This window comes from Candidatus Nanosynbacter sp. TM7-053 (genome assembly GCF_022828375.1).
In the GTDB taxonomy this organism is placed as follows: Bacteria; Patescibacteriota; Saccharimonadia; order Saccharimonadales; family Saccharimonadaceae; genus Nanosynbacter.
In genome coordinates this window covers 319,366-340,673 of record NZ_JAJQJX010000001.1, presented here as the reverse complement: position 1 = coordinate 340,673, position 21,308 = coordinate 319,366, and the positions used below count along the sequence as shown (strand labels likewise).

The following is a 21,308-nucleotide window of genomic DNA, read 5'->3' as shown; positions in this document are numbered from 1 at the left end:
ATACAATCGTCGTATCTGGTGGGCAATAGAGGATTCGAACCTCTCACCTCTTCAACGTCAATGAAGCGCTCTAGCCAAATGAGCTAATCGCCCAGATATAATAATATTACCATAACAGATGTCTACTATCAAGGAGCGTGGTATAATATTGATATGAGTGAAGAAGAACTAAAATCTATGAGACACAGCCTAGCGCATATTATGGCGCAGGCTATTCAGCATTTATGGCCTCAGGCGAAGTTTGGCGTGGGACCGGCTATCGATAATGGTTTTTATTATGATGTTTATCTTGACAATGGGACAATTTCTGAAGCTGACCTTCCGAAGATAGAAGAGGAGATGCGAAAGATCGTAGCGGCTAATTATCCGTTTGAGAGGCGCGATGTGTCGGTAGAAGAGGCCATTGATTGGGCTATAAGTGGAGATCAGTCATTTAAGGTGGAACTGCTGAATGACCTCAAAAGATCCGGTACTACCGTTGCTAGTGAATTAGCTGGAGAAAAAATGGGATCTGTGTCTGATAGCGATAGTAAAGTCGAGACTGTTTCTTTGTATTCTCAGGGTGATTACACTGATTTGTGTAGGGGTGGACATGTGGACAGTACTGGAAAAGTTGGCGCATTTAAGCTTACTAAGACAGCTGGGGCATATTGGCGAGGCAATGAGAATAATCCACAAATGCAGCGAATATATGGTGTAGCGTTTGCTACGCAGGAAGAACTGGATGAATATCTTAATAGATTGGAAATTGCAAAACAGCGAGATCATCGTAAGTTAGGTAAGGAGCTTGATCTATATACGACCTCTCCTCTGGTAGGGATTGGTTTACCTTTGTTTACTCCTCGCGGTACGATTTTACGAGACATAGTGGCTCAATATTCGAACCAGCTGAGACAGAAGTTTGGCTTTGAAAAGGTCTGGACGCCTCATATTACGAAAAAAGATTTATATGAAACATCGGGCCATTGGGCTAAGTTCGGAGAAGAGCTATTTTTAGTTAAAAGCCAAGAAACTAGTGATGAGATGGCTCTTAAGCCTATGAACTGTCCGCATCATACGCAAATTTTTGCCTCACGACCGCGAAGTTATCGTGACATGCCAGTAAGATACTTGGAGACGACAACAGATTATCGTGACGAAAAAACTGGTGAGCTGGGCGGATTGAACCGCGTACGCTCATTAACGCAGGATGATAGTCATATATTTTGTCGTACTGATCAGATTGAGGATGAGATTAATAATTTATTATCTGCCGCTCGTGAGCTGTATGGATCAATCAATATGAAGCTTAGGGTCCGATTAAGCTATCGTGATGAATCCGATTCGTATTTAGGTGATCTTAGCTTATGGGATTCCGCACAGAACCAGTTAAAGTCTGCTGTTGAGAAAGTAGGCTTGGATTATTTTGAGCAAGAGGGCGAGGCGGCATTTTATGGTCCAAAGATTGACTTTATGGCAACGGATGCAATCGGCCGTGAACATCAAGTTGCAACTGTGCAGCTTGATTTCGTGCAGCCACAAAGGTTCGGTTTGGAGTATGCGGATGCTGATGGTAATTTTACAACACCAGTTATGATTCATTGTGCCTTATTGGGGTCGGTTGAGCGATTTTTGAGTGTGTTTATAGAACATACTGGTGGGTGGTTTCCGTTTTGGGCGGCTCCAGAACAGGTTCGTATTTTGACGATTAATGACACAGTGCTAGAGTATGTTGATAAAATAACAACCATATTATCAGATATTACCCTCATGAAACCAGTTAGATATAACGATATGAGATTTACAATAGACTCTAGAAATGAATCGTTAGGTAAGAAGATTAGGGAAGCTACCTCCATGAAGATACCTGTTCAACTTATCGTAGGACCAAAGGATATGGAAGCTAACGAGGTTAGTGTTCGCACGCAATCTGGCGAAGAAAAAATATCGTTGGAGCAGCTTGCTGAATATATAAAATCTTTGTAGGGTTGAGCTAATTGGATAGGTTTATAAAATTAGATAACGGCGTTGATGAAGGTCGCCTACCGCTAATTGTAATTATTGGTCCTACCGCTAGCGGTAAGACATCATTGGCTATACAATTAGCGAAGAAGTATAGAGGGGAAATAATTTGCGCTGACAGTAGGACCGTCTATCGTGGTATGAATATTGGGACGGCTAAGCCTTCTCTGGAAGAGCAGCAGGGAGTTTCTCATTGGGGTCTTGATTTGGTGAATCCGGGCGATTCTTTTAGTGTGTCACAATTTAAGGGCTATGCCTGTCAAAAGATTAAAGAAATCCGAAGTCGAGGAAATATTCCATTTCTTGTTGGTGGAACAGGGTTGTATATTGATTCTGTTATATTTGATTTTCAGTTTGGGGCTAAATCCAGTAAAGAAAAGAGAGCTAACCTACAAGAAATGATAATATCTGAACTTCAGCAATACTGCGTCAATTACGATATAGCCTTGCCGGAGAATAGTAAAAATAAAAGATATCTAATTAGGGCTATTGAGCGAGCCGGTAGAAAGTCGTCTGGATTGGAAATGCCGTTGAGCAACATCATCGTTGTCGGAATTACCACAGATAAACAACTATTAAAACAAAGGATTACAGATAGAGCAAAAAAAATGTTCAAGGATGGTGTTGTAGAAGAGACAATAGGATTAGCCAATAATACCGGGTGGTGTAATGAGGCTATGACGGGTAATGTTTATCCCATTATTAAGAAATTAATCGAGAAAGAAATAGACGAAGATCAGACTATTCAGGAGTTTATTGTTAGTGATGTAAGCTTAGTAAAACGTCAGTTGACGTGGTTTAGGCGAAACCCATTTATTGAATGGGGAGATGTCCATTCGTGTGAACAATATTTATCTCGAGTATTAGATAGTAAGTAAAAAATATGTTACAATTATAGTGCAATGATTGATTCATTATTTGGTTCAAAAACTAGGGTAAAGTTATTACATCTTTTTCTGAATAATCCAGAAAAATCATTTTATGTGAGGGAAATTACTAGGATGATCGATGAGCAGATAAACTCCGTCCGTCGAGAGCTAGCTAATATGGTGTCTGTAGGTATAGTACAGCAGGATGCTATTGATAATAAACTGTACTATAGCGTAAATGAAGACTATCCTTACATTAAACCGCTCGCAGCTATATTCTCAGATAAAAATACAGAAGGCGGCATGGGCGCTGCGAGTAGCGTTTCCTGGAAAGATTCTTTAGGGAGAATGAGAGGTTTAAGGTTAGCTATTATTTCGGGGAAATTAGTAGTCGGATCAAGCTCTGCTGTTGATTTGCTATTGGTTGGTGATGATATGTCTGCCGTAACTATAAAAAATCTTGTTAAAAAAATCGAAAAAGATAGAAAAATAGAGATAAATTATGCCGTAATATCTTATGATGATTTCTACTATAGGATGAGTGTCAAAGATAGATTTATAATGGATATTGTAAGAAACAAACACTCTGTACTAGTAGATACGGAAAATATAATGAGAAAGGAGTAGGCATGTTTGAAATAGAGTATAAAGGAGCAAATGCTGTTATTATTACCACAAAGAAGCTTCGTGTGGTATTTGATCCGAATTTAGAGATTGTCGGAGGAAAAAATGTTTCTGTGAATAATGACGTAGAAGTGGTTACGGAGGATCGGTTTGCTGTTGTGGATTCTACACCAAGACTACTATTTTCGGGTCCAGGTGAATATGAAGTCGGAGACATCTCATTATTAGGAATTCCAGCGCGCCGACATATCGATACCGCAGATGATGTTAAAAAATCTACAATATATAAAATTACGATTGGTGAAGCTAAGGGAGTGGTTGTTGGTAACATTGAGAGTAAACTAACTGATGATCAGCTCGAAAATATAGGTGTTGTTGATTTTGCAATATTACCTGTCGGTGGAAATGGATATACATTAGACGCGATGGGAGCAACTTCAATAATTCGTCAATTGGATCCTAAGGTGGTGATTCCAGTACATTATAATGACGCTACTTTGCATTATGAAGTTCCACAGGATGGTGTGGATGAGTTTGTAAAAAATCTAGGAGCTCCAGTTGTTGAGGCTGGTCCAAAGTGGAAGTTAAAGAAAATAACGGATCTGCCAGATAATTTAACAGTTGTTCAGATATCGAAAAGCTAGGATCTTCTCGTTGAATTAAAAATAACTCCGATAATACAATCGGAGTTATTTTATTAAAATTTGATTTAGTGATTACTTATCAGCAGCTGCGCTCAAAATACCTTTTTTCTTCAGGGTGCGAATAGCTTTTGTACTTAAAGTCATGGTAATTTTTTGACCGTCAACGACAAAAGTTTTCTTCTGAAGGTTTGGTTTGAAGACGCGTTTAGTGCGGCGCAGGGAGAAGCTGACGTTGTTGCCATACTGCTTGCCTTTGCCTGTTAAATCACATCGTGATGCCATTTCCACTCTCTTTACTTTATTATTAATAACAATCCTTATTATTGTAGCGACATTTGTGTAATTAGTCAAGATTACGTATTGATGCTATAATAACACTTATGATTTTAGAAGTAATAATAGTTTTGATTGTTATATTATTGTCTATGACTATTCATGAGGCTATGCATGCTTTTATGGGGTATGCACTGGGCGACAATACTGCAAAAGAAGAGGGGAGGTTGACACTTAATCCCATAAGACATATCGATCCGGTGATGACTATTTTACTTCCTCTGATTATGGTGATACTGCATGCTCCAGTTTTCGGAGGGGCTAAACCTGTTCCGTTTAATCCAAATAGAGTCCGTTTTGGCGATTGGGGAGCGGCTCTTGTTGCTCTTTCTGGTCCAATTACTAATTTAATAATCGCCTTTATTGCGTTTGGCGTCGGAGTGTTTAGTGGTGTTATTAATAATGCTGGGGCAGTACAGCCTACGATATTTGGACTGATTATTTCTACTGCTGTATCTGTGAATCTGGGTTTTTTTGTTTTTAATATGCTACCAATTCCGCCTCTGGACGGGTCTAGAATACTATATGCCGTAGCGCCAAATAGCATCAGGGGTGTTATGCAAAAAATTGAGCAGAACGGCATTCTTCTAGTGATGATTATAGTTGTGCTGTTTTCTGATGTAATCGGGCAGGTTATGTCGGGCTGTATTCGGGCAATTTTGCGTGTATTTATGAACATATTTGGTGTATAATAGGGGTACACCCTGGATTTATCCGTGGGCGCGTATGATTTTCCTAACATCATACAATAGGGAGCTTTAATGATTTATTGTCGTGGCAATAAGTTGCGAGCACCCACCTTGCATTTATGCGGGGAATATCTAGCGCCCACAGACAAGTCTAGGGTTTAGTGCTATAATATATCATGTAGTCTGTTAGGTAATCGCTTAAGTTATACTTAAGAGGAAAGTCCGGGCAGCGAAGGATACGACAGTCGTTAACGGCGACCGGAGGCAACTCTAGGGAAAGTGCCACAGAAACGAAACTACCTTCGTATTTTATATACGAGGGAAAAGGTGAAACGAGTGGGGTAAGAGCCCACAGTCGTCTATGGCGACATAGACGAGAGGTAAACCCTGTCGGCTGCAAGGAGATTTGCAAATAGGATTATCCGTCCGCAGATCGATAACCGCTTGATTTGTTTGGCAACAAGCAAACTAGATAGATGATTGCCCTAGACAGAACCCGGCTTATAGGCAGACTATGAATAAAACACCCTGCACAATGTCAGGGTGTTTTATATTGGTAGATTTGTCCTATTATAGACTTGCTTTTACTATTTCAGCGAAAGCTTTTGGCTCGTTAACTGCCAATTCTGCTAATATTTTTCTATCAATCTCAATGTTTTTAGATTTCATAGAAGCTATAAGTTTGCCGTAAGTTGTGCCTTCTTGTCGAGCGGCTGCATTGATTCGGGTAATCCACAGGCCGCGTAGATCGCGCTTCTTGTTTCGGCGATCGCGGTAGGCATACTGTAGAGCTCTAATAACACCTTGTTTTGCAAGACGGAAACTTCTGGTGCGATTATGTTGCATTCCCTCAGCTGCTTTTAAGATTTTTTTGTGCTTAGCGCGTGCGGCAACTCCTCGTTTTACTCGCATAAACTATACTCCCATTGCTCGACGGGCGTTCTTGGCCATCGAACCAGTTACTGTTGCTGTTGTGTTGATTGCGCGTTTACGACTTTTTGACTTTTTAGCCAACAAGTGGCCGCCAAATGCGCGCTGGCGGGTCAATTTTCCGGTGCTGGTCAGCTTGATACGCTTCGCAGTGCCTTTGTGGGTCTTTAGCTTTGGCATTATTTACTCCTTATTACTACGCTCAGATTGCGACCAGCCATCTGAGGTTTTTGCTCTAATATTGCATCCTCACTAAGGTGCTCCATGATTTTGTCGATCAATTCGTAGCCGATCTCTTTATGGGCCATTTCGCGACCTTTGTAGACCACTTGTATACGAACTTTATGTCCGCCCTCTAAAAATTTACGGATCTTCTTCAGCTTAACCTCTAGGTCTCCAGCTCCTATCTTTAGACCAAAGCGCATCTGCTTTAGGTCTCCAGATTTGGCTTGGCGCCGATTCTTCTGTTGATCCTTCATTTTTTGGTACTGGTACTTACCCCAGTCAATGATTTTAGCAACTGGCGGATTGGCTCCCGGTGATATTTCAACTAGGTCAAGATTCATGTCGTTGGCTTTACTTAAAGCCTCCTTAAGGGACATGATTCCTAGCTGCTCGCCATCAGGACCAATTATCCGCAGTTCTCTTGCACGGATTGCTCCGTTGATACGGATTGATTTATTAATCTCTGGCTCTCCTTTTTGAAGCAATTTTAGATTAACTCAGTTGCTATTGTAACAGAGATGTTTGTTATTTTCAAGGATAATAATTAACCTATGTTAATCTGTCTGTATTGTAGGCTTTCTGCTATATGCGGAATTTCTATAGACGCGGATCCTTCTAAATCTGCAATAGTGCGAGAAACTTTTATGACCTTAAAGTAGCTGCGAGTGCTTAAATCTAGTTTTCTGGCTGCGTTCGTCAAGAAGGTTTTTGCAGATTCTGAGATTGATGTAATTTTATCAACGTTACTACTTGGAATGTCATTGTTGTATTTATAGCTACACTTATACCTGTCTCTCTGAACAGAGTAGGCCTTATGTATCTCAGATAAAAATGCATCTTGTTGTGATTTTGTCGACATTTTATTATTTAATAATTTTTCATGGGGAACTCGTGAAACCGATACTGTTAGATCTATTCGATCAAGTAATGGTCCCGATAATCTTTTTTGGTAATTTAGAATCTGATTTTGTGAGCATATGCAAGTTTTTTCTGGATCTCCAAGAAATCCACAAGGACAAGGATTCATTGTGGCTACTAATAAGAAATTGGCAGGGAAGTTGAATTTACCATTTGCACGACTGACGGTAATTTCGTGATCCTCTAAGGGTTGACGAAGTGATTCAAGTATAGTACGCGGATATTCGAGTAGCTCATCGAGAAATAGGACACCTCTATGGGCTAAACTAATCTCTCCTGGTTGTACTTTTGATCCTCCGCCAATAATAGAGGCTCTACTTGCGGTGTGGTGCGGCGACCTGAATGGTCTATCTACTATGGGATTATTTATTATAGTGTGTTCTCCAAGACTGTGAAGTTTTGTCACCTCTACTATCTCATCCTGTGATAGGGCTGGTAATAGATTCTTCAAAGATTTTGCCAACATAGTTTTTCCTGACCCTGGAGGGCCGGACAATAAAATATTATGTCTTCCGGCAACGGCTATTTGAATAGCTCTCTTTGCTTGCTCTTGTCCGTAGATGTCGTCGACGGTTGGAGTGTTTTTATGATTGCGAGATATATTTTTTATTAATGATCTGTCTATTGGCTTAATAATCTTTTCTTTTTTGAGATGTAAGAAGAGTGATTTTAGGTTTTCTACTGGGAATATGTCAACTCCAGCCACTAGCGCCGCTTGTTTGGCGTTTTGGGCTGGCACGTATACTGATTTAATTTTTTGGTTTTTAGCTACTTCGGCTGTAATAATTGCTGATCGTATTGGACGTAGGCTGCCGTCTAGCGCTAGTTCTCCCGCAAAAACCGCAGTACTTACGTCGCTTTGGTTGAGTACGCCGTTGATGCATAAGATAGATAAGGCGATGGGAAGATCGAAGTGAGATCCGTCTTTTGGTAATTCTGCCGGTGCTAAGTTGATGATTATTTTTCCTTTCGGAAAGTCCAGGGAAGAGTTTTTTATTGCACTACGTACTCGATCTCTGGACTCATCGATGGCCTTATTGCCCATTCCGACAATTTGCAGACTAGGAAGACCTTTTGACATATCCCCCTCAACTTCGATGATTTGCCCGCTAAATCCATAAGGTGTAGCTGAAATAACTCTACTAATCATGAATCTATTAAAACATAAGCATGTAGATTTTTGAATGAGATCAGGGTATAATATGAATCGATATGTGGGGCTGATATAGCTTTAGACAATTGGACCTTATCATGACATTCTGCAAGCCGATGATACGCGTAACGTATATTTTTAGATGCAAAAAACTTTGCAAGCAAAGTTGCGGGCCTATTCCAGGTTCGTGCTTTCGCACCAGCTGTAGCGTAATTTTCTATAGCCATCTTGTCGCGCAGGCAACATAGTGTGGACGAGGTGTTATATTTATGTTGCTCGCTGTGATTCTGGAAGTAGCAGACTCATGGGACTTTTTCTACGTAACGTAGCTCGGCATTTTTGGCTTATTTTTAAGTCGAGTGGCGTTATAAATTAAATTGAAATAAGACTATGCTTGTAGACGAATATCGTGATACCAGTTGGACCCGGGGGCAGTACCCGGCAGCTCCACCATGTAGATTAGATTAAAAGTCAGCCTTATCGCTGGCTTTATTTATGTTAAAGAGTAGGATTTATCTTTAATATAGAAAAACAACCACCTGCGAGTAGTGGTTGTTTTCAAAAAAGTGGAGTTTTACAATTTCTTTTTATTTTTGGCCTCTGTATAACTTTTTTATTCAGAAGCTACCCCTATAATAAGCTATATAAATGCTTATGTCAACAATATTTTTGTAAAAAGTTGAGTAAAAAATACCACACATTTTATAATCTTCTTTCTAATCTTCGCAACTATTTTTCTAATGGCTTTTACTATGAAGTTACATGTCAGAGACTGGCGTTTGTTTGATGGCTTTCTATGTCTTTTATGTGTGCGACAAATTAAATTGTCGCACATTTTCTAGGACTCTTTTATTGAAGTGTAAAAGGTGGCTTTGTGTACTATGAATAAACTTTATACTTTCGTTTTGTAATTTTTAATTAAAACTGTTGTATAACATTTGATGTATAAGATTTAATATGCATACTGATGCTTGGACGCTCTTGTAATAATATAAAAAATAATTTTGTTAAGTTTGCTATAGTGCGACAATAAAAGTGAACAGAGTTTTATAAAGCGGGGAATAGAGATTATTATTTTATTGCGAATTTGAGTGTTAGACGTCGGTCTGATATTGACTGTACGAACATATTTTTGTGGCAATGTTTGGATGACAGGTAATCATAGGTTAGTCGTGCAGTTGGGCGGTCGCTAAGTCAACGATATCCTCATTGAATGGTGCGTAATTTGTGCTAGATAATACTCAAAAATTACAAGATTGTTGTAAAATGCACAGATAGCCATAAAGCGATATGAGAATAATTAACAGATGATAATTTTAACAACATTAAAAAATAGGTGAAAATTACAATGCTTTTTGGCCGAGTGATGGTTGACATCTAAATAGGGCTATGCTAGTATAAGGTTAAGCTTTTAGAAAAATAAAAAAGCAAAAATACGTTAACAATAAAATTTATATAAAGCTACATTTTGCGTATAAATTGACGGACAGTTGGCTGCATGATTTTTATAATGACGCAGCCAATGCTCCGCCTTTACAATACAATATTTCGCAAATTGTAAAAGCGTTGAGCGCGCGGTTAGTACCGCATACATCCAGTTAATCCTCGTTAAATAGCTAGCGGTGAGAGTCCTGGATGTATGCAGAGGAAAACTGCAAGGATGCTCCTTAACTAAGGAGCGGTCAAATCGCCTCGAGCGGTAATAGGCAAGTAGCACCCGCGCCTAATAGTTATTTTTTATCGGCGGATGGTTTGTGTCTATATGCTATAGTATTATCGCTCAGGCTTCTTGTGTATAGTATGATGTGAGTATGGGGATGAAGATAATTAGTTTTATAGCGTTGGTTGCATTGATTTTGACTGCGGTTATTTTGAATGCAACAAACCCGAGTTCTGCTGGTCCGTTTGGGATTTTAGCGTTTTTTGTATGTTTGTATGTACTATTTATCTGTCTAACTTATGTAGTATTTTTAACATCGGAGCGAATAGCTGCGAAATTTTTTAATTTCAAGAATAGTCGCAATGAATCTAAGTATAAGACGTATTATTACTCTACTGTAATCTCTCTTGCTCCAGTTATTTATGTGGGTATGCAATCGATGGGCGATGTTGGGATCTTTGAGATATTATTACTTGGTGTGTTTGAGCTGCTGGCGTGTTTTTTTATACATAAAAGATACTAATCCCTTCCTGAATGTAGTCGTGTATTTTAAGTAGTTACGTGGTACAATATATTTATGAATCCCGAACTGCCACAAGTTAATAGGACCCCTGAGGTGCAGCCACAAAATATAGGTGGTGGTGAGTATAATGTAGAAAATACATCATTAAATCCTGAAGTCGGAAGAGAGTCTGAGCGGTCTCTTGGTGCTAGGGTTGAGCAATATAACAATATCCCCGTGGCTTTGCCTGTTGATAATGCCACAACAGTTCCTTTATCTCAATCTCAAAACGACGATCAAAGTGCGAAGCAGTCAGGGGTAGTAGCTGATGATGATACTCCTCTGGTGGCAGCGGATGAAGACTTGATAGAAAGAGAATGGGTGGATAAAGTTAAAAAGATTATAGCTTTAACAAAAGATAATCCATATGAGAGGAATAGAGTTATTGCACAGCTGCAGGCTGATTATTTAAAAAAACGATATAATAAGACTTTAGGTCAAAATGACGACGGTAGTAAGTAGGGTTTTGTATGGGTGCGGGTCCTTTGATAGTTAGTTTTATCGCGATTGTTATTATAGCCGCTGGTTCTGCGGTAGCTTTTGTGTTGTATCGTAATATGCTGAGAGAGGCCAAAAATTATGAACGAGGCTTGAAGATGGTGCCGTTGCTTATACATTTGCCTCCGACAAGTGAAGACGTCAATGGTTCAAATCGAGATGAGCGAGATTTAACTGAAGAGGTGCTGTCGCAAGCCCAGGTGATGTACAATATTATCTCAAGTACGGCAACTAAAGGATTCAAAAGTAAAGTCTACGGCCAACGTCATATATCGTTTGAGATTGTTGCACATGGTGGGTTAGTTCACTATTATGCTGTTGTTCCGCTAGTGTTAGTTGATGTTATTCGTCAAGCTGTAGCGGCAGCATATCCTTCTGCTAGTCTAGAGGAGGTATCTGATACTAATATATTCAGTAAGGTCGGCAAGATGAGCGGAACCATCGGCGGAGAATTCACCCTGAAAAAGTCCTTTGTTTATCCAATATCGACCTATCAGGAGTCGAAAAGAGATGCTTCCAGGGCATTATTAAATGCTTTATCTTCGGCGTCCAAAGAAGATGGAATAGGTGTGCAATTTTTACTACGTCCGGCGTATGATGGTTGGTCCAAGGCTTCAGAGTCTCATATTGACGGCATGAAGAAAAATAAGGGCAAGAAGAAAGGCTTTGGAGGCGTTGCTCCTATGGATATTATGGAGGCTCTGTGGAAACCGCCAGAGAATAATGAAAAAGACGGTGGCTCTAGTTCTGAGGACAAGCAGTTAACATCTTTAGAGCAGGCGGAAGTGGATGCTATCAGCGAAAAAGCTCGCTATCCTGCGTATGAAGTCTTAGTGCGTGTTGTAATTTCGTCAAACACTGCAGCGCGCTCTCAAGTGCTGTTAAAAAATATAATAGCAGCCTTCTCGTTATTTGATTCACCTCGAAATAACGGGTTTAAGTTCTCTTTAACCAGGAATGTTGAGGAAATGACAACAGCCTATATTATGAGGTTCTTTCCTCAGGAAACTCGTAGTAATATTCTCAACAGTGTAGAAATGGCAACGTTATTCCATTTACCTGGAGCTAACGCGATCCCGACTTCACAAGTTAAGCGACAGATGTCCAAGCAGGTTGATGGACCAACAGACGTTTTGGATGAAGGTTTACTGATTGGATATAACGAATTTCGAGGAGTCAAAAAACCTATTCGAATCGGCACAAAAGACCGTCGCCGCCACGTATATATTATTGGTCAAACAGGTGTTGGTAAGTCTGTCTTGCAGGAAAATATGGCATATCAGGATATGATGGATGGTCGGGGATTCGCCTTTATTGATCCGCACGGTGATTTGGTTGAATCTTTATTGGGTAAGGTTCCAAAAGAACGCGTTGAGGATATTATCTATTTTAATCCTGCCGACATGACCAATCCAATTGGCTTGAATATGTTTGAGTTCGACACTCCAGACCAAAAAGATTTTTTGGTTCAAGAGGCAATTAATATGCTGTATGGCCTTTACGATCCAGGTCATACAGGAATTGTTGGTCCTCGCTTGGAGCATATTTTTAGAAACTGCGCTTTATTGTTGATGTCGGATCCTGCTGGTGGAACGTTTATTGACGTACCAAAGTGTCTTATCGACCCCGAGTTTGTTAAGAGTAAGCTGAAATACGTAAAAGATCAGCAGGTTATTGATTTTTGGACAAAGGAATTTCCTGCATCACAGAGGTCAAATGAGGCGGGTGAGGTTATTTCGTGGGTTGTATCAAAGTTTGGTCCATTTATTTCCAATGATGCAATGCGCAATATCATTGGTCAGACCAAATCTGGATTTAATTTGCGTGAAATTATGGATAATAATAAGATTTTGCTGGTTAACTTGTCGAAAGGTAAGATGGGTGAACTTAATTCGAAGCTTCTGGGTATTATTTTTGTGATGAAGTTCCAGGCAGCAGCGATGTCTCGGGCGGATATTCCAGAGGATCAGCGAGTCGATTTCTCATTGTATGTTGACGAGTTCCAGAATTTTGCCACTGACAGCTTTGAATCTATTTTGTCTGAGGCTCGTAAGTATAAATTGAGTCTTATTATGGGTAACCAGTTTATGACGCAGTTAACAGATAAGATACGAGAAGCTATTATTGGTAACGTCGGTACAGTAATTTCTGGGCGTATCGGTGTAACTGACGCCGAATTGATGGTTAAGAAGTTCCAGCCGACCTTCGATGTCGACGACTTGGCTAAATTGCCAAACTTTCAATCTATAACCTCTGTGATGATTAATAATGTGCCGTCTGCGCCGTTTAGTATGAATTGGATTCCTCCGATGGGGCAAGTTAATAATCAGCTGAGAGATGCGTTAGTAAGGCTATCTGCTGCTAAATACGGTAGACCACGAGCTGTTGTTGAAAAGGAGATATTTGACAGGATTAGAGGTAGTGCGCAACCAAAGACGAGTCCTTCTCAATTAGCGCCTTCTGTTGGTCAAAAATCGTCGGGCGGTGGGTCATCGTTCTTGGATGAATGGCTAGCGAAGAGACAACAATTAGGAGGAAAGCCCGCTCCTAGCCCAACTGTAAGACCAGTAAATTCGCAAGCCCCACAGGCTTCCTCGCAAATACAGAATCCGCAAGGTCGCCCAGGGGCGGTTGATAATGCGCCTTCTAATATAAATAATGTAAACGCTACAGCTTCTAACCTTGGCAATAAACAGCAAAGTCAACCTTCTGTGATAGATAGTGCTGTTGCTAATAAGCCAAATATGTCTATGACTACAAATAATAACCCTGTTTCTTCTGTAAATGTAAAATCGAGCCAACCTGTGGTTAAGAATCGGCTCGATTTGCGCAATGGTGATGATGACGATAGTGAAGTGATGATTAGTTTGAGATAAGATTCAACATCTATCTAGCTATTTTTCCTGTTGTTGATAAACCCTACTCGAGCGTATTCGATAACAGCGCCAATAGACCAGCCGGCTACAAACAGGATAATAGTTTCTGAACCTGACAATAGATATCCGTATCGTTTGGCGATAAAATACACAACGACAGAAGCTATTGCGCCTAAGGCGCCAGAGATGATTAAGTTAGGGCGGGCAACAGTATTGCCAATTGCGTCACTAGTTTTTTCGACGACTGGATTATGAATAACCTTGCTGAAAGCCCTGGATGGAGCTGATAGTTGGTCTTGTACGTTTTCCAAAGTCTTCTTATACGAAGCTTCGATATCTTTCTTTGTAAGAGGCTTATCTTCTTTTATCTCTTTAGATTCTTTTTGTTCTTGCCGCTTTTCTTGGCGGGCGGCAATTTCCATAGCCTCATGTTTAATGCTATTTTCATTTTCGGCATTTGATTTTTCTTTTTCAGCCGCCTTTTCTAGGGATCTTTCGATTTCAGCAGCTTTTTCTCTGCTTAAATCTGCTAATTCTCTGGTGTCGACAGCATTCTCTACGGTAGATTTTAATTTTTCACTCATTTTTCACCTCCTATAAAGTTCCTGCGGACATGTCTCGCCGAATGATTCTAACTTCTTTATTCAATTGACGTGATCTAGCGTAGAAGTATACGACCACGGCTGCAATAATTCCTGCGAACATCATATTCTCGCTGGCACCAGTTTTTGGTAGTTGCGAAGTGGTTTGTTCAATGACTTTCGGTGTAGGGCAGTCGATCTTCGTACTTACCGTGTTGCCAAATGTGTTATCAATCCTACAGTCATAAGACATTGGATTACTTTTACCGCTAGCCATCGCCGGGATGCTGTTCTTTATTTGGATGGTAAAGCTGCGCTTCTGGGTTTCTCCTGGCTTGATCTTGATAGGGTTCCATACTAGAACTTTTGCGTTGCCGCTGCCCGCGCTAGCACCTTTATCATCTGTCAATGTTCCGCCGCCAGCGTCGAATATGTCTGCATATTCTAATAGGTCGCTGACTTGATCTTTGAATGTAAATTCTTCCTCTTTAAGACCTTTGTTTTTTACTGAAAGAGTGTAGGTAATTCGATCTCCAGATTTCGCAACTGTAGTTGTTGCGTCAGCATTATTTTGGGTGAGATTAACTGCGGTTTTTGTCTGTACGAACGAGGCAGAACATCGACTATCGTTAATCCATATCGTAGAGTCGCCTGGACATGGTTGGCACTGAGGGTCGTCTTTTAATAATTTAGGATTTTGAGGACATCTTGCTGGCTCTGGTATAGTAAATGTCTTTACGCAGGCGTCTGAGGTCTTGTCGCCCAGCGAGCTTTTTACCGTTAGAACAACTTTGTATGATCCTGGTGTTTTCTCTGTATAAGATACAATCTTATCGTTGCTTTCTATAGTTTTAACTAGGGTGTTTCCTCGATAAATACTGTATACATATTTTTGAATTGTAGCACCGTTGGCTGCACTTGCGTTGGCTGTAAGTTGGTAAGTGTCTCCATTATTCTTTATGTCTAGAGCGTTACATGTAGCTACTGGCTGTGGTGGAGTGGAGCAGTTTGGGTATGTGCCAACTTGACCAGTCGGACAATGATGGTTCGGCGGTGCGAATTTTAAGATTAAGTTGCCACAGTTAAGCATAATTGCAAACCAGCCAGTTCCGGTCGAATATCCAACGAATGCTCTGTATGAGAAACTGCCCCAGAGGTTGTGAGGTCGATAGTAGAATGTGCGAGCCCCTCCTTGAGATGTGCGCACTACATATGAACCTTCACCTCTTGATGGTCCAAAATGAGGCGTAAGTCCCCAAGAATAAGTTCCCATGTTACTATTTAATGTCTGAAGATTTCCTGTTGCAGCTACTAGATCTGAGCGGCTAATACCAAGATGATCGTAGAGGTCGTGAATATTATTTGTGTTCGCGTCATAATGAGCCATCAGCTGCTGACCGCTAGAAATTCCGCCGTAAATGAGGTCGCTGGAATCTGCTGCATTGGCTGATTCTGGCGGTGAAAAAACAGTGAAAGATTGCACAATAAGCGCTAGGGCAGTTAAAATAAGCCCGATCTTTCGAGTGGCTTCTTCTTTGCGTAAGCGTTTCGCATAAAAGCCCAAATTGTGGATCATTGAAGGGCTGTATGGTAGGCGCGAGATAATTTTTTTGAACATTTTGACCTCTTTTATTTTTGTTGTTATATAACTTTAATCTAACTTTAGCATAAGCATGCTGAAAAAGTAAATAGTTTGAGAATATATCTATTTTGATGTATAATAAGGTTGTTGAAAAGAGCTGATAATTCAGATAATAGTGAGGGAGATATGGCTAAACAAACAAATGAACAATCTTATGATGGCTCACAAATCCAGGTCCTAGAGGGTCTTGAGCCGGTTCGTAAGCGTCCAGGAATGTATATCGGTAGTACGGGGTATGAGGGCGTACATCACTTGATTAAGGAGATTGCCGATAACTCAATTGACGAGGCAATCGCTGGTTATGCTACAAAGGTCGAAGTAACTTTGTTAAAGGATGGTGGTGTTCGAGTATCTGATGATGGTCGTGGTATCCCTGTCGATAAACACCCAAAGACGGGTAAGAGTACGCTAGAGACGGTATTAACAATCTTACACGCCGGCGGTAAGTTTGGTGGCGGTGGCTACAAGGTTTCATCAGGACTTCATGGTGTTGGTTCTAGTGTTGTGAATGCGCTATCTACGCGGATGATTGCTGAAGTTAGGAAGAACGGTAAAATCTATCGCCAAGAATACGCAACAGGCGTGCCTCAGACAGAGTTAGAAGTAATCGGAAAGTCTGATGATTCCGGTACGACAATTACATTTTACCCAGACCCAACTATCTTTAAGGAAACAGTTAATTTTGACTATAAATGGGTTGTTAATTATCTTCGTCATCAGGCGTACCTTACAAAAGGCATTCACACGTCTGTTATTGATGAGCGAACTGGTGAACGAAAAGCTTTCTACTTTGAGGGCGGTATTCAGAGCTATGTAAAAAACCTGAATATTGGCAAGGATGTTTTATCGGACGATATATTTTATGTCGAGAAGCAGGTTGAAGATTGTATGGTGGAAATTGCGGTTCAGTATAACGACACTTACGCTGAAGTGGTAAAGCCATTTGCCAATAACGTCTTAACTCCTGATGGTGGTACTCATTTGGTTGGTTTTCGAACAGCCCTCACGCGTGTAATTAATGATTATGCTCGTAAGAATAGCTTGCTGAAAGAAAAAGAAGATAATCTGACTGGTGATGACATCCGCGAAGGTTTGACGGCAGTTATTTTGGTGAAGTTGCCAGATCCTCAGTTTGAAGGTCAGACCAAAAATAAACTTGGTAATCCAGAGATGCGCCGCTATGTTGACCAGGTGATGAGCGAATATTTTGCGTATTACTTGGAGGAAAATCCAGCTACAGCTAAGAAGGTTGTTGGCAAGGCTACATTGGCGGCACGAGCTCGTAAGGCGGCAAGGGCTGCGCGCGACAACGTTATCCGTAAGGGAGCATTTGAAGGCTTAAACTTGCCATCTAAGTTGACGGATTGCTCATCTCGTAACCGAAAAGATTGTGAATTATTTATTGTCGAGGGTAATTCTGCTGCGGGTTCAGCTAAGGATGGTCGCGATTCAACTATTCAGGCTGTTCTTCCTCTTCGCGGTAAGGTGCTGAATACCGAGCGTGCAAGGTTTGACAAGATGTTTGCTAATGCTGAAATTGTTTCGTTGATTAAGGCTATGGGCGTTGGAATCGGCGACCAATTTGATATCAGTGGCATTCGTTACGACAAGATAATATTCATGACAGATGCCGACGTTGACGGTGCGCACATTTCTACGCTTTTGATGACATTCTTCTTCCGATATATGTCTGAAGTGATTGAAGCGGGCCACGTGTATCTGGCGAAGCCGCCTCTGTTCGGGCTGAGTAGAGGAACTGGCAGTAATCGTAAGATAGATTACGTCTATGATGAAGTAGCCCTCGAGCAAAAATTGAACGAAAAGATCAATGAGCGCAAGGCTGCTGGTGTAAAGATTGATGAAAATGCTGAGAAATTTAAGCAGGCAGGCTACACAGCACAGCAACGATTTAAGGGTCTTGGTGAGATGGATGCCGCTCAATTATGGGAAACGACTATGAATCCAGAAAATCGAACATTAGTGAAGGTTAATATTGAGGACGCAGAACGGGCAGACGCGATATTTACGAAGCTTATGGGTGATAGCGTAGAATTGAGGAAAAATTTTATTCAAACAAATGCCGCTAAGGTTAATGTGGAAGATTTGGACTTTTAAGGAGGAGATATGGCGGACAACGATAATAAAAATATAGTAGAACCAGAAATTCTGAACGAAGAACCAGAAGTTCGCGGTATTGAAAAGTCGACAGTCGAGCGCGTTATGGAAGATTCCTTCCTTAAATACTCCATGTCGGTTATTATTGACCGTGCCTTGCCGGACGTTCGTGACGGGCTGAAGCCTGTTAATCGCCGTATTTTGTATGCGATGAATAAGAATGGTTGGCGTGCTCCTCATGCTACAGTGAAGTCGGCAAAGATCGTCGGTGAAGTTATGGGTAACTACCATCCACACGGTGACTCATCAATTTATGACGCCATGGTGAACTTGGCTCAACCTTGGAAGATGCGGTATACGCTGGTTGAAGGTCAGGGTAACTTTGGTTCTATGGACGGTGATGAGCCAGCGGCTTCCCGTTATACTGAGGCGCGAATGGATAAAATTGGCGGCGAGTTGCTGTCTGATATCGACAAAGAAACTGTTGATTTTCGTGATAACTTCGACGGAACAGAGAAAGAGCCGGTAGTTTTGCCGTCAGCCGTCCCAAATATTCTGTTGAATGGTCAGATGGGTATTGCTGTTGGTATGGCGACAAATATTCCGCCGCACAACCTTGGTGAGGTGGTTGACGCTACAGTCGCTCAAATAGATAATCCTGAAATTACATTAGATGAACTGTTGACGCATATTAAGGGTCCTGATTTCCCGACGGGTGCGGAAGTTTATGGTGGTGCGCCAATGCGTCAAGCATATGAAACTGGGCGTGGTTCAGTTACGATTCGTGCGGTTGCGTCGATTGAAGAGCGCAAAAATGGCCGTTACAGTATTATAATCACAGAAGTTCCGTATGGCATGAGTAAAGAAGGCTTTGTTGATAAGGTTCGAGAACTTGTCCTTGCTAAAAAAATAACGCACATTGCCGATGCGCGAGATGAGAGTGCTCGCGGTAAGGTTCGAGTTGTTGTTGAACTGAAAAAAGATGCTTATCCAAAGAAGATTCTTAATCAATTGTATAAATTGACTGGATTACAAACATCATTCCATTATAATGTCCTGGCTTTGGTCAATGGTATCCAGCCTAAAGTTATGGGCTTGAAAGAGATTTTGGCGGAATTCATTAAGCATCGTCAAGGCGTTATTCGACGTAGGACTGAGTTTGAACTTCGCAAAGCTAAGGAACGAGCTCATATATTGGAAGGCCTGAAAATTGCGCTTGATCATATCGACGAGGTGATCAAGACAATTCGCGAAAGTTATGATGACGCCGACAAGCGTTTGATGGAGCGATTTGGTCTGTCGGAAATTCAAGCGGCCGCAATTTTGGCGATGCAACTACGACGATTACAGGGATTGGAGCGCGACAAGATTGAAGAAGAATTGAAGCAACTTCATGAACTGATTAAGAAGCTGGAGGCAATTCTGGCTGACGAGAACGAAATTTTGCGTGTCGTTAAGGAAGAGTTGCTTGCTATGAAAGAAAAGTATGGTGATGATAGGCGCAGTAAGATCATTAATCACGAACTAGGAAAATTCTCCGATGAAGAGCTAATTCCAGAGGAAGAGTCGGTAATTCTACTTACAAGCGAAAATTACATCAAGCGAACCTTAGTAAGTGATTATCGTAGGCAAAATCGTGGTGGTAAGGGTAAGCGCGGAATGACGACTAAGGAAGAAGATGTTATCGATCAAGTTGTTCAGGCGAGCTCGCACGATTATCTATTATTCTTCACCAATATGGGTAGGATCTTCCGCTTGAAGGCTTACGAAGTGCCGGCTGCTAGCCTAAGCGCGAAGGGTGTTGCTGCGGTTAACTTATTGCAACTTCAGCCAGAAGAGAAGATAACGGCAATTATCAAGCACGAAAAGAACGCCAACGAAGACGGATATCTGTTCATGGCGACAAAGAAGGGCACAGTTAAAAAGACTCCTGTGAAAGATTATGCCAATGTTCGTACGAATGGATTGATTGCTATTAAATTGGATGAGGGCGATGAGCTTCGCTGGATAAAGAGGACGACTGGAGAAAATGATGTGATTATATCTACGTCTGCAGGACAAGCTATTCGCTTTAACGAGAAAGATACGCGCCCAATGGGTAGATCAGCTCGTGGTGTTCGTGGCGTAAGATTACGTCCAAACGACTCTGTTGTTGGTATGGATATCGTTACGGGTGACGACCAAACCTTGCTGGTGGTTAGCGAAAAAGGCTTCGGTAAACGTACAAAGGTGTCGAATTTCCCAAGTCATAAACGTGGCGGAGTCGGTATAAAAGCCGCAGTTGTAACTGCAAAAACTGGTCCGATTATCTCTGTGCAGACTATTGATCCAGAAATAACAGAGGCGCTATTGGTTTCTCAGAATGGTCAAACTATCCGCCTGGGCTTGAGCGATATAAAGCTGCTCGGAAGGACAACTCAGGGTGTGACGATTATGCGTCTATCTGACGGCGACGCTGTTTCGTCGATCGGTTTGATGGCGGATCGTCCGCAGGATGAGGGGTAATTAATAGTGAAAGTCTTGATAGTCCCAGTAATTGCATGGGCGATATCCCAAGGGTTGAAGCAAGTGTTTCATCTCATGGGGCGTAATCGTCGAGTGTTTAGTGGTGACACAAATCCAAAAATACTTCTATCCGGAGGTATGCCAAGCGCTCATAGTGCGATTGTTGTGTCGCTGGCGGTATTTCTGGGGCTACAAGATGGCTGGGATAGTTCTGTATTCGGACTAGCTACTTGGCTGGCTATTATAGTAATGTATGATGCCATGATGGTTCGCTATTCGTCTGGAATGCAGGGTGAAGCGCTTAATAAGTTAATTTCAGAGCAGAGTAGCAAGTTGAAAAAGCTTCGCGTTGCTCATGGTCACACCCCTATAGAAGTGGCGGCTGGAGCGGCTATTGGTGTGGTTGTGGCTGCCGTTGTATTTTTCGCAACAAAATAATTGTAAAAATCTATTGACCTAGGCAATTATATACGGTAAGATTAG

The 21,308-nt window shown here is 41.3% G+C and carries 18 protein-coding genes, 1 tRNA gene and 2 other RNA genes; 13 read left to right on the top strand and 8 right to left on the bottom strand.

Annotated elements, in window-relative coordinates; genetic code table 11:
* Positions 1–16 precede the first annotated feature (16 nt).
* Positions 17–93 (bottom strand) — tRNA-Val (locus tag LRM50_RS01855).
* Positions 94–153: 60 nt separating this feature from the next.
* Here LRM50_RS01855 and thrS point away from each other — a divergent pair.
* The 4 genes from thrS to LRM50_RS01835 are packed head-to-tail and all read left to right on the top strand — an operon-like array spanning position 154 to position 4,138.
* Entirely contained in the window at positions 154–1,965 is a 1,812-nt protein-coding gene (gene thrS / locus LRM50_RS01850) for a threonine--tRNA ligase (RefSeq protein ID WP_243809645.1), read from the top strand.
* Between the two features lie 11 nt (positions 1,966–1,976).
* A complete protein-coding gene (miaA, locus tag LRM50_RS01845; RefSeq protein ID WP_243809644.1) occupies positions 1,977–2,879 on the top strand; it encodes a tRNA (adenosine(37)-N6)-dimethylallyltransferase MiaA in 903 nt (300 codons plus the stop codon).
* A 24-nt stretch (positions 2,880–2,903) separates the two neighbouring features.
* Positions 2,904–3,497: a hypothetical protein gene (locus LRM50_RS01840; RefSeq protein WP_243809643.1), complete on the top strand. Its 594-nt coding sequence runs from the start codon at positions 2,904–2,906 to the stop codon at positions 3,495–3,497.
* 2 nt (positions 3,498–3,499) lie between these two features.
* On the top strand, positions 3,500–4,138 hold the full coding sequence (locus LRM50_RS01835; protein ID WP_243809642.1) for an MBL fold metallo-hydrolase: 639 nt from the start codon (positions 3,500–3,502) through the stop codon (positions 4,136–4,138).
* A gap of 72 nt (positions 4,139–4,210) precedes the next feature.
* Here LRM50_RS01835 and rpmB read toward each other — a convergent pair whose 3' ends face one another.
* Positions 4,211–4,420, bottom strand: a complete 210-nt coding sequence (gene rpmB, locus LRM50_RS01830) for a 50S ribosomal protein L28 (protein WP_243809641.1) — start codon at positions 4,418–4,420, stop codon at positions 4,211–4,213.
* A gap of 98 nt (positions 4,421–4,518) precedes the next feature.
* Here rpmB and LRM50_RS01825 point away from each other — a divergent pair, with 98 nt between their 5' ends.
* Together LRM50_RS01825 and rnpB are read left to right on the top strand one after the other, a co-directional pair.
* Entirely contained in the window at positions 4,519–5,163 is a 645-nt protein-coding gene (locus tag LRM50_RS01825; RefSeq protein WP_243809640.1) for a site-2 protease family protein, read from the top strand.
* A 175-nt stretch (positions 5,164–5,338) separates the two neighbouring features.
* Positions 5,339–5,680: RNase P RNA component class A (rnpB, locus tag LRM50_RS01820), an RNA gene on the top strand.
* Positions 5,681–5,730: 50 nt separating this feature from the next.
* Here rnpB and rplT read toward each other — a convergent pair.
* From rplT to LRM50_RS01800, 4 genes are read right to left on the bottom strand one after another with little or no spacing between them, the layout of a single operon-like run.
* On the bottom strand, positions 5,731–6,072 hold the full coding sequence (rplT, locus tag LRM50_RS01815) for a 50S ribosomal protein L20 (protein ID WP_129743558.1): 342 nt from the start codon (positions 6,070–6,072) through the stop codon (positions 5,731–5,733).
* 3 nt (positions 6,073–6,075) lie between these two features.
* Positions 6,076–6,270 (bottom strand): 50S ribosomal protein L35, encoded by a 195-nt coding sequence (rpmI, locus tag LRM50_RS01810; protein WP_129743559.1) that lies wholly within the window; start codon positions 6,268–6,270, stop codon positions 6,076–6,078.
* On the bottom strand, positions 6,270–6,800 hold the full coding sequence (gene infC / locus LRM50_RS01805; RefSeq protein ID WP_129743560.1) for a translation initiation factor IF-3: 531 nt from the start codon (positions 6,798–6,800) through the stop codon (positions 6,270–6,272). Before infC ends, rpmI begins: the two co-directional genes overlap by 1 nt.
* A 59-nt stretch (positions 6,801–6,859) precedes the next feature.
* Positions 6,860–8,383: a YifB family Mg chelatase-like AAA ATPase gene (locus LRM50_RS01800; protein ID WP_243809639.1), complete on the bottom strand. Its 1,524-nt coding sequence runs from the start codon at positions 8,381–8,383 to the stop codon at positions 6,860–6,862.
* A 66-nt stretch (positions 8,384–8,449) separates the two neighbouring features.
* On the opposite strand from LRM50_RS01800, the gene ssrA reads away from it, so the two are divergent.
* The 4 genes from ssrA to LRM50_RS01780 all read left to right on the top strand — a co-directional run bounded on the left by ssrA (position 8,450) and on the right by LRM50_RS01780 (position 13,982).
* Positions 8,450–8,839: a transfer-messenger RNA gene (ssrA, locus tag LRM50_RS01795) on the top strand.
* 1,358 nt (positions 8,840–10,197) lie between these two features.
* The gene (locus tag LRM50_RS01790) at positions 10,198–10,569 is read left to right on the top strand and encodes a hypothetical protein (RefSeq protein WP_146423691.1); all 372 of its coding nucleotides are present in this window, start codon (positions 10,198–10,200) and stop codon (positions 10,567–10,569) included.
* Positions 10,570–10,623: 54 nt separating this feature from the next.
* The gene (locus LRM50_RS01785; protein WP_146423692.1) at positions 10,624–11,070 is read left to right on the top strand and encodes a hypothetical protein; all 447 of its coding nucleotides are present in this window, start codon (positions 10,624–10,626) and stop codon (positions 11,068–11,070) included.
* 8 nt (positions 11,071–11,078) lie between these two features.
* On the top strand, positions 11,079–13,982 hold the full coding sequence (locus LRM50_RS01780; protein ID WP_243809638.1) for a type IV secretory system conjugative DNA transfer family protein: 2,904 nt from the start codon (positions 11,079–11,081) through the stop codon (positions 13,980–13,982).
* Positions 13,983–13,996: 14 nt separating this feature from the next.
* Here LRM50_RS01780 and LRM50_RS01775 read toward each other — a convergent pair whose 3' ends face one another.
* Together LRM50_RS01775 and LRM50_RS01770 are read right to left on the bottom strand one after the other, a co-directional pair.
* Positions 13,997–14,566: a hypothetical protein gene (locus LRM50_RS01775; RefSeq protein WP_243809637.1), complete on the bottom strand. Its 570-nt coding sequence runs from the start codon at positions 14,564–14,566 to the stop codon at positions 13,997–13,999.
* A gap of 10 nt (positions 14,567–14,576) precedes the next feature.
* Positions 14,577–16,181 carry a hypothetical protein gene (locus LRM50_RS01770; RefSeq protein ID WP_243809636.1) on the bottom strand — a complete coding sequence of 535 codons (1,605 nt, stop codon included), beginning with the start codon at positions 16,179–16,181 and terminating at the stop codon, positions 14,577–14,579.
* A 150-nt stretch (positions 16,182–16,331) separates the two neighbouring features.
* On the opposite strand from LRM50_RS01770, the gene LRM50_RS01765 reads away from it, so the two are divergent.
* From LRM50_RS01765 to LRM50_RS01755, 3 genes are read left to right on the top strand one after another with little or no spacing between them, the layout of a single operon-like run.
* Positions 16,332–18,320: a DNA gyrase/topoisomerase IV subunit B gene (locus LRM50_RS01765; RefSeq protein WP_243809635.1), complete on the top strand. Its 1,989-nt coding sequence runs from the start codon at positions 16,332–16,334 to the stop codon at positions 18,318–18,320.
* Positions 18,321–18,329: 9 nt separating this feature from the next.
* Positions 18,330–20,825, top strand: coding sequence for a DNA gyrase subunit A (gene gyrA / locus LRM50_RS01760; RefSeq protein ID WP_243809634.1), 2,496 nt, complete (start codon positions 18,330–18,332; stop codon positions 20,823–20,825).
* A gap of 6 nt (positions 20,826–20,831) precedes the next feature.
* A complete protein-coding gene (locus tag LRM50_RS01755) occupies positions 20,832–21,263 on the top strand; it encodes a divergent PAP2 family protein (protein WP_243809633.1) in 432 nt (143 codons plus the stop codon).
* The last annotated feature ends 45 nt before the right edge of the window (positions 21,264–21,308 follow it).

Coding starts and splice junctions, on each gene's coding strand:
- LRM50_RS01790 (WP_146423691.1), top strand. CDS start 10,198: ATGGGGATGAAGATAATTAGTTTTATAGCGTTGGTTGCATTGATTTTG.
- thrS (WP_243809645.1), top strand. CDS start 154: ATGAGTGAAGAAGAACTAAAATCTATGAGACACAGCCTAGCGCATATT.
- LRM50_RS01770 (WP_243809636.1), bottom strand. CDS start 16,181: ATGTTCAAAAAAATTATCTCGCGCCTACCATACAGCCCTTCAATGATC.
- LRM50_RS01775 (WP_243809637.1), bottom strand. CDS start 14,566: ATGAGTGAAAAATTAAAATCTACCGTAGAGAATGCTGTCGACACCAGA.
- LRM50_RS01765 (WP_243809635.1), top strand. CDS start 16,332: ATGGCTAAACAAACAAATGAACAATCTTATGATGGCTCACAAATCCAG.
- rplT (WP_129743558.1), bottom strand. CDS start 6,072: ATGCGAGTAAAACGAGGAGTTGCCGCACGCGCTAAGCACAAAAAAATC.
- gyrA (WP_243809634.1), top strand. CDS start 18,330: ATGGCGGACAACGATAATAAAAATATAGTAGAACCAGAAATTCTGAAC.
- LRM50_RS01840 (WP_243809643.1), top strand. CDS start 2,904: ATGATTGATTCATTATTTGGTTCAAAAACTAGGGTAAAGTTATTACAT.
- LRM50_RS01835 (WP_243809642.1), top strand. CDS start 3,500: ATGTTTGAAATAGAGTATAAAGGAGCAAATGCTGTTATTATTACCACA.
- LRM50_RS01785 (WP_146423692.1), top strand. CDS start 10,624: ATGAATCCCGAACTGCCACAAGTTAATAGGACCCCTGAGGTGCAGCCA.
- LRM50_RS01800 (WP_243809639.1), bottom strand. CDS start 8,383: ATGATTAGTAGAGTTATTTCAGCTACACCTTATGGATTTAGCGGGCAA.
- LRM50_RS01825 (WP_243809640.1), top strand. CDS start 4,519: ATGATTTTAGAAGTAATAATAGTTTTGATTGTTATATTATTGTCTATG.
- LRM50_RS01780 (WP_243809638.1), top strand. CDS start 11,079: ATGGGTGCGGGTCCTTTGATAGTTAGTTTTATCGCGATTGTTATTATA.
- rpmB (WP_243809641.1), bottom strand. CDS start 4,420: ATGGCATCACGATGTGATTTAACAGGCAAAGGCAAGCAGTATGGCAAC.
- rpmI (WP_129743559.1), bottom strand. CDS start 6,270: ATGCCAAAGCTAAAGACCCACAAAGGCACTGCGAAGCGTATCAAGCTG.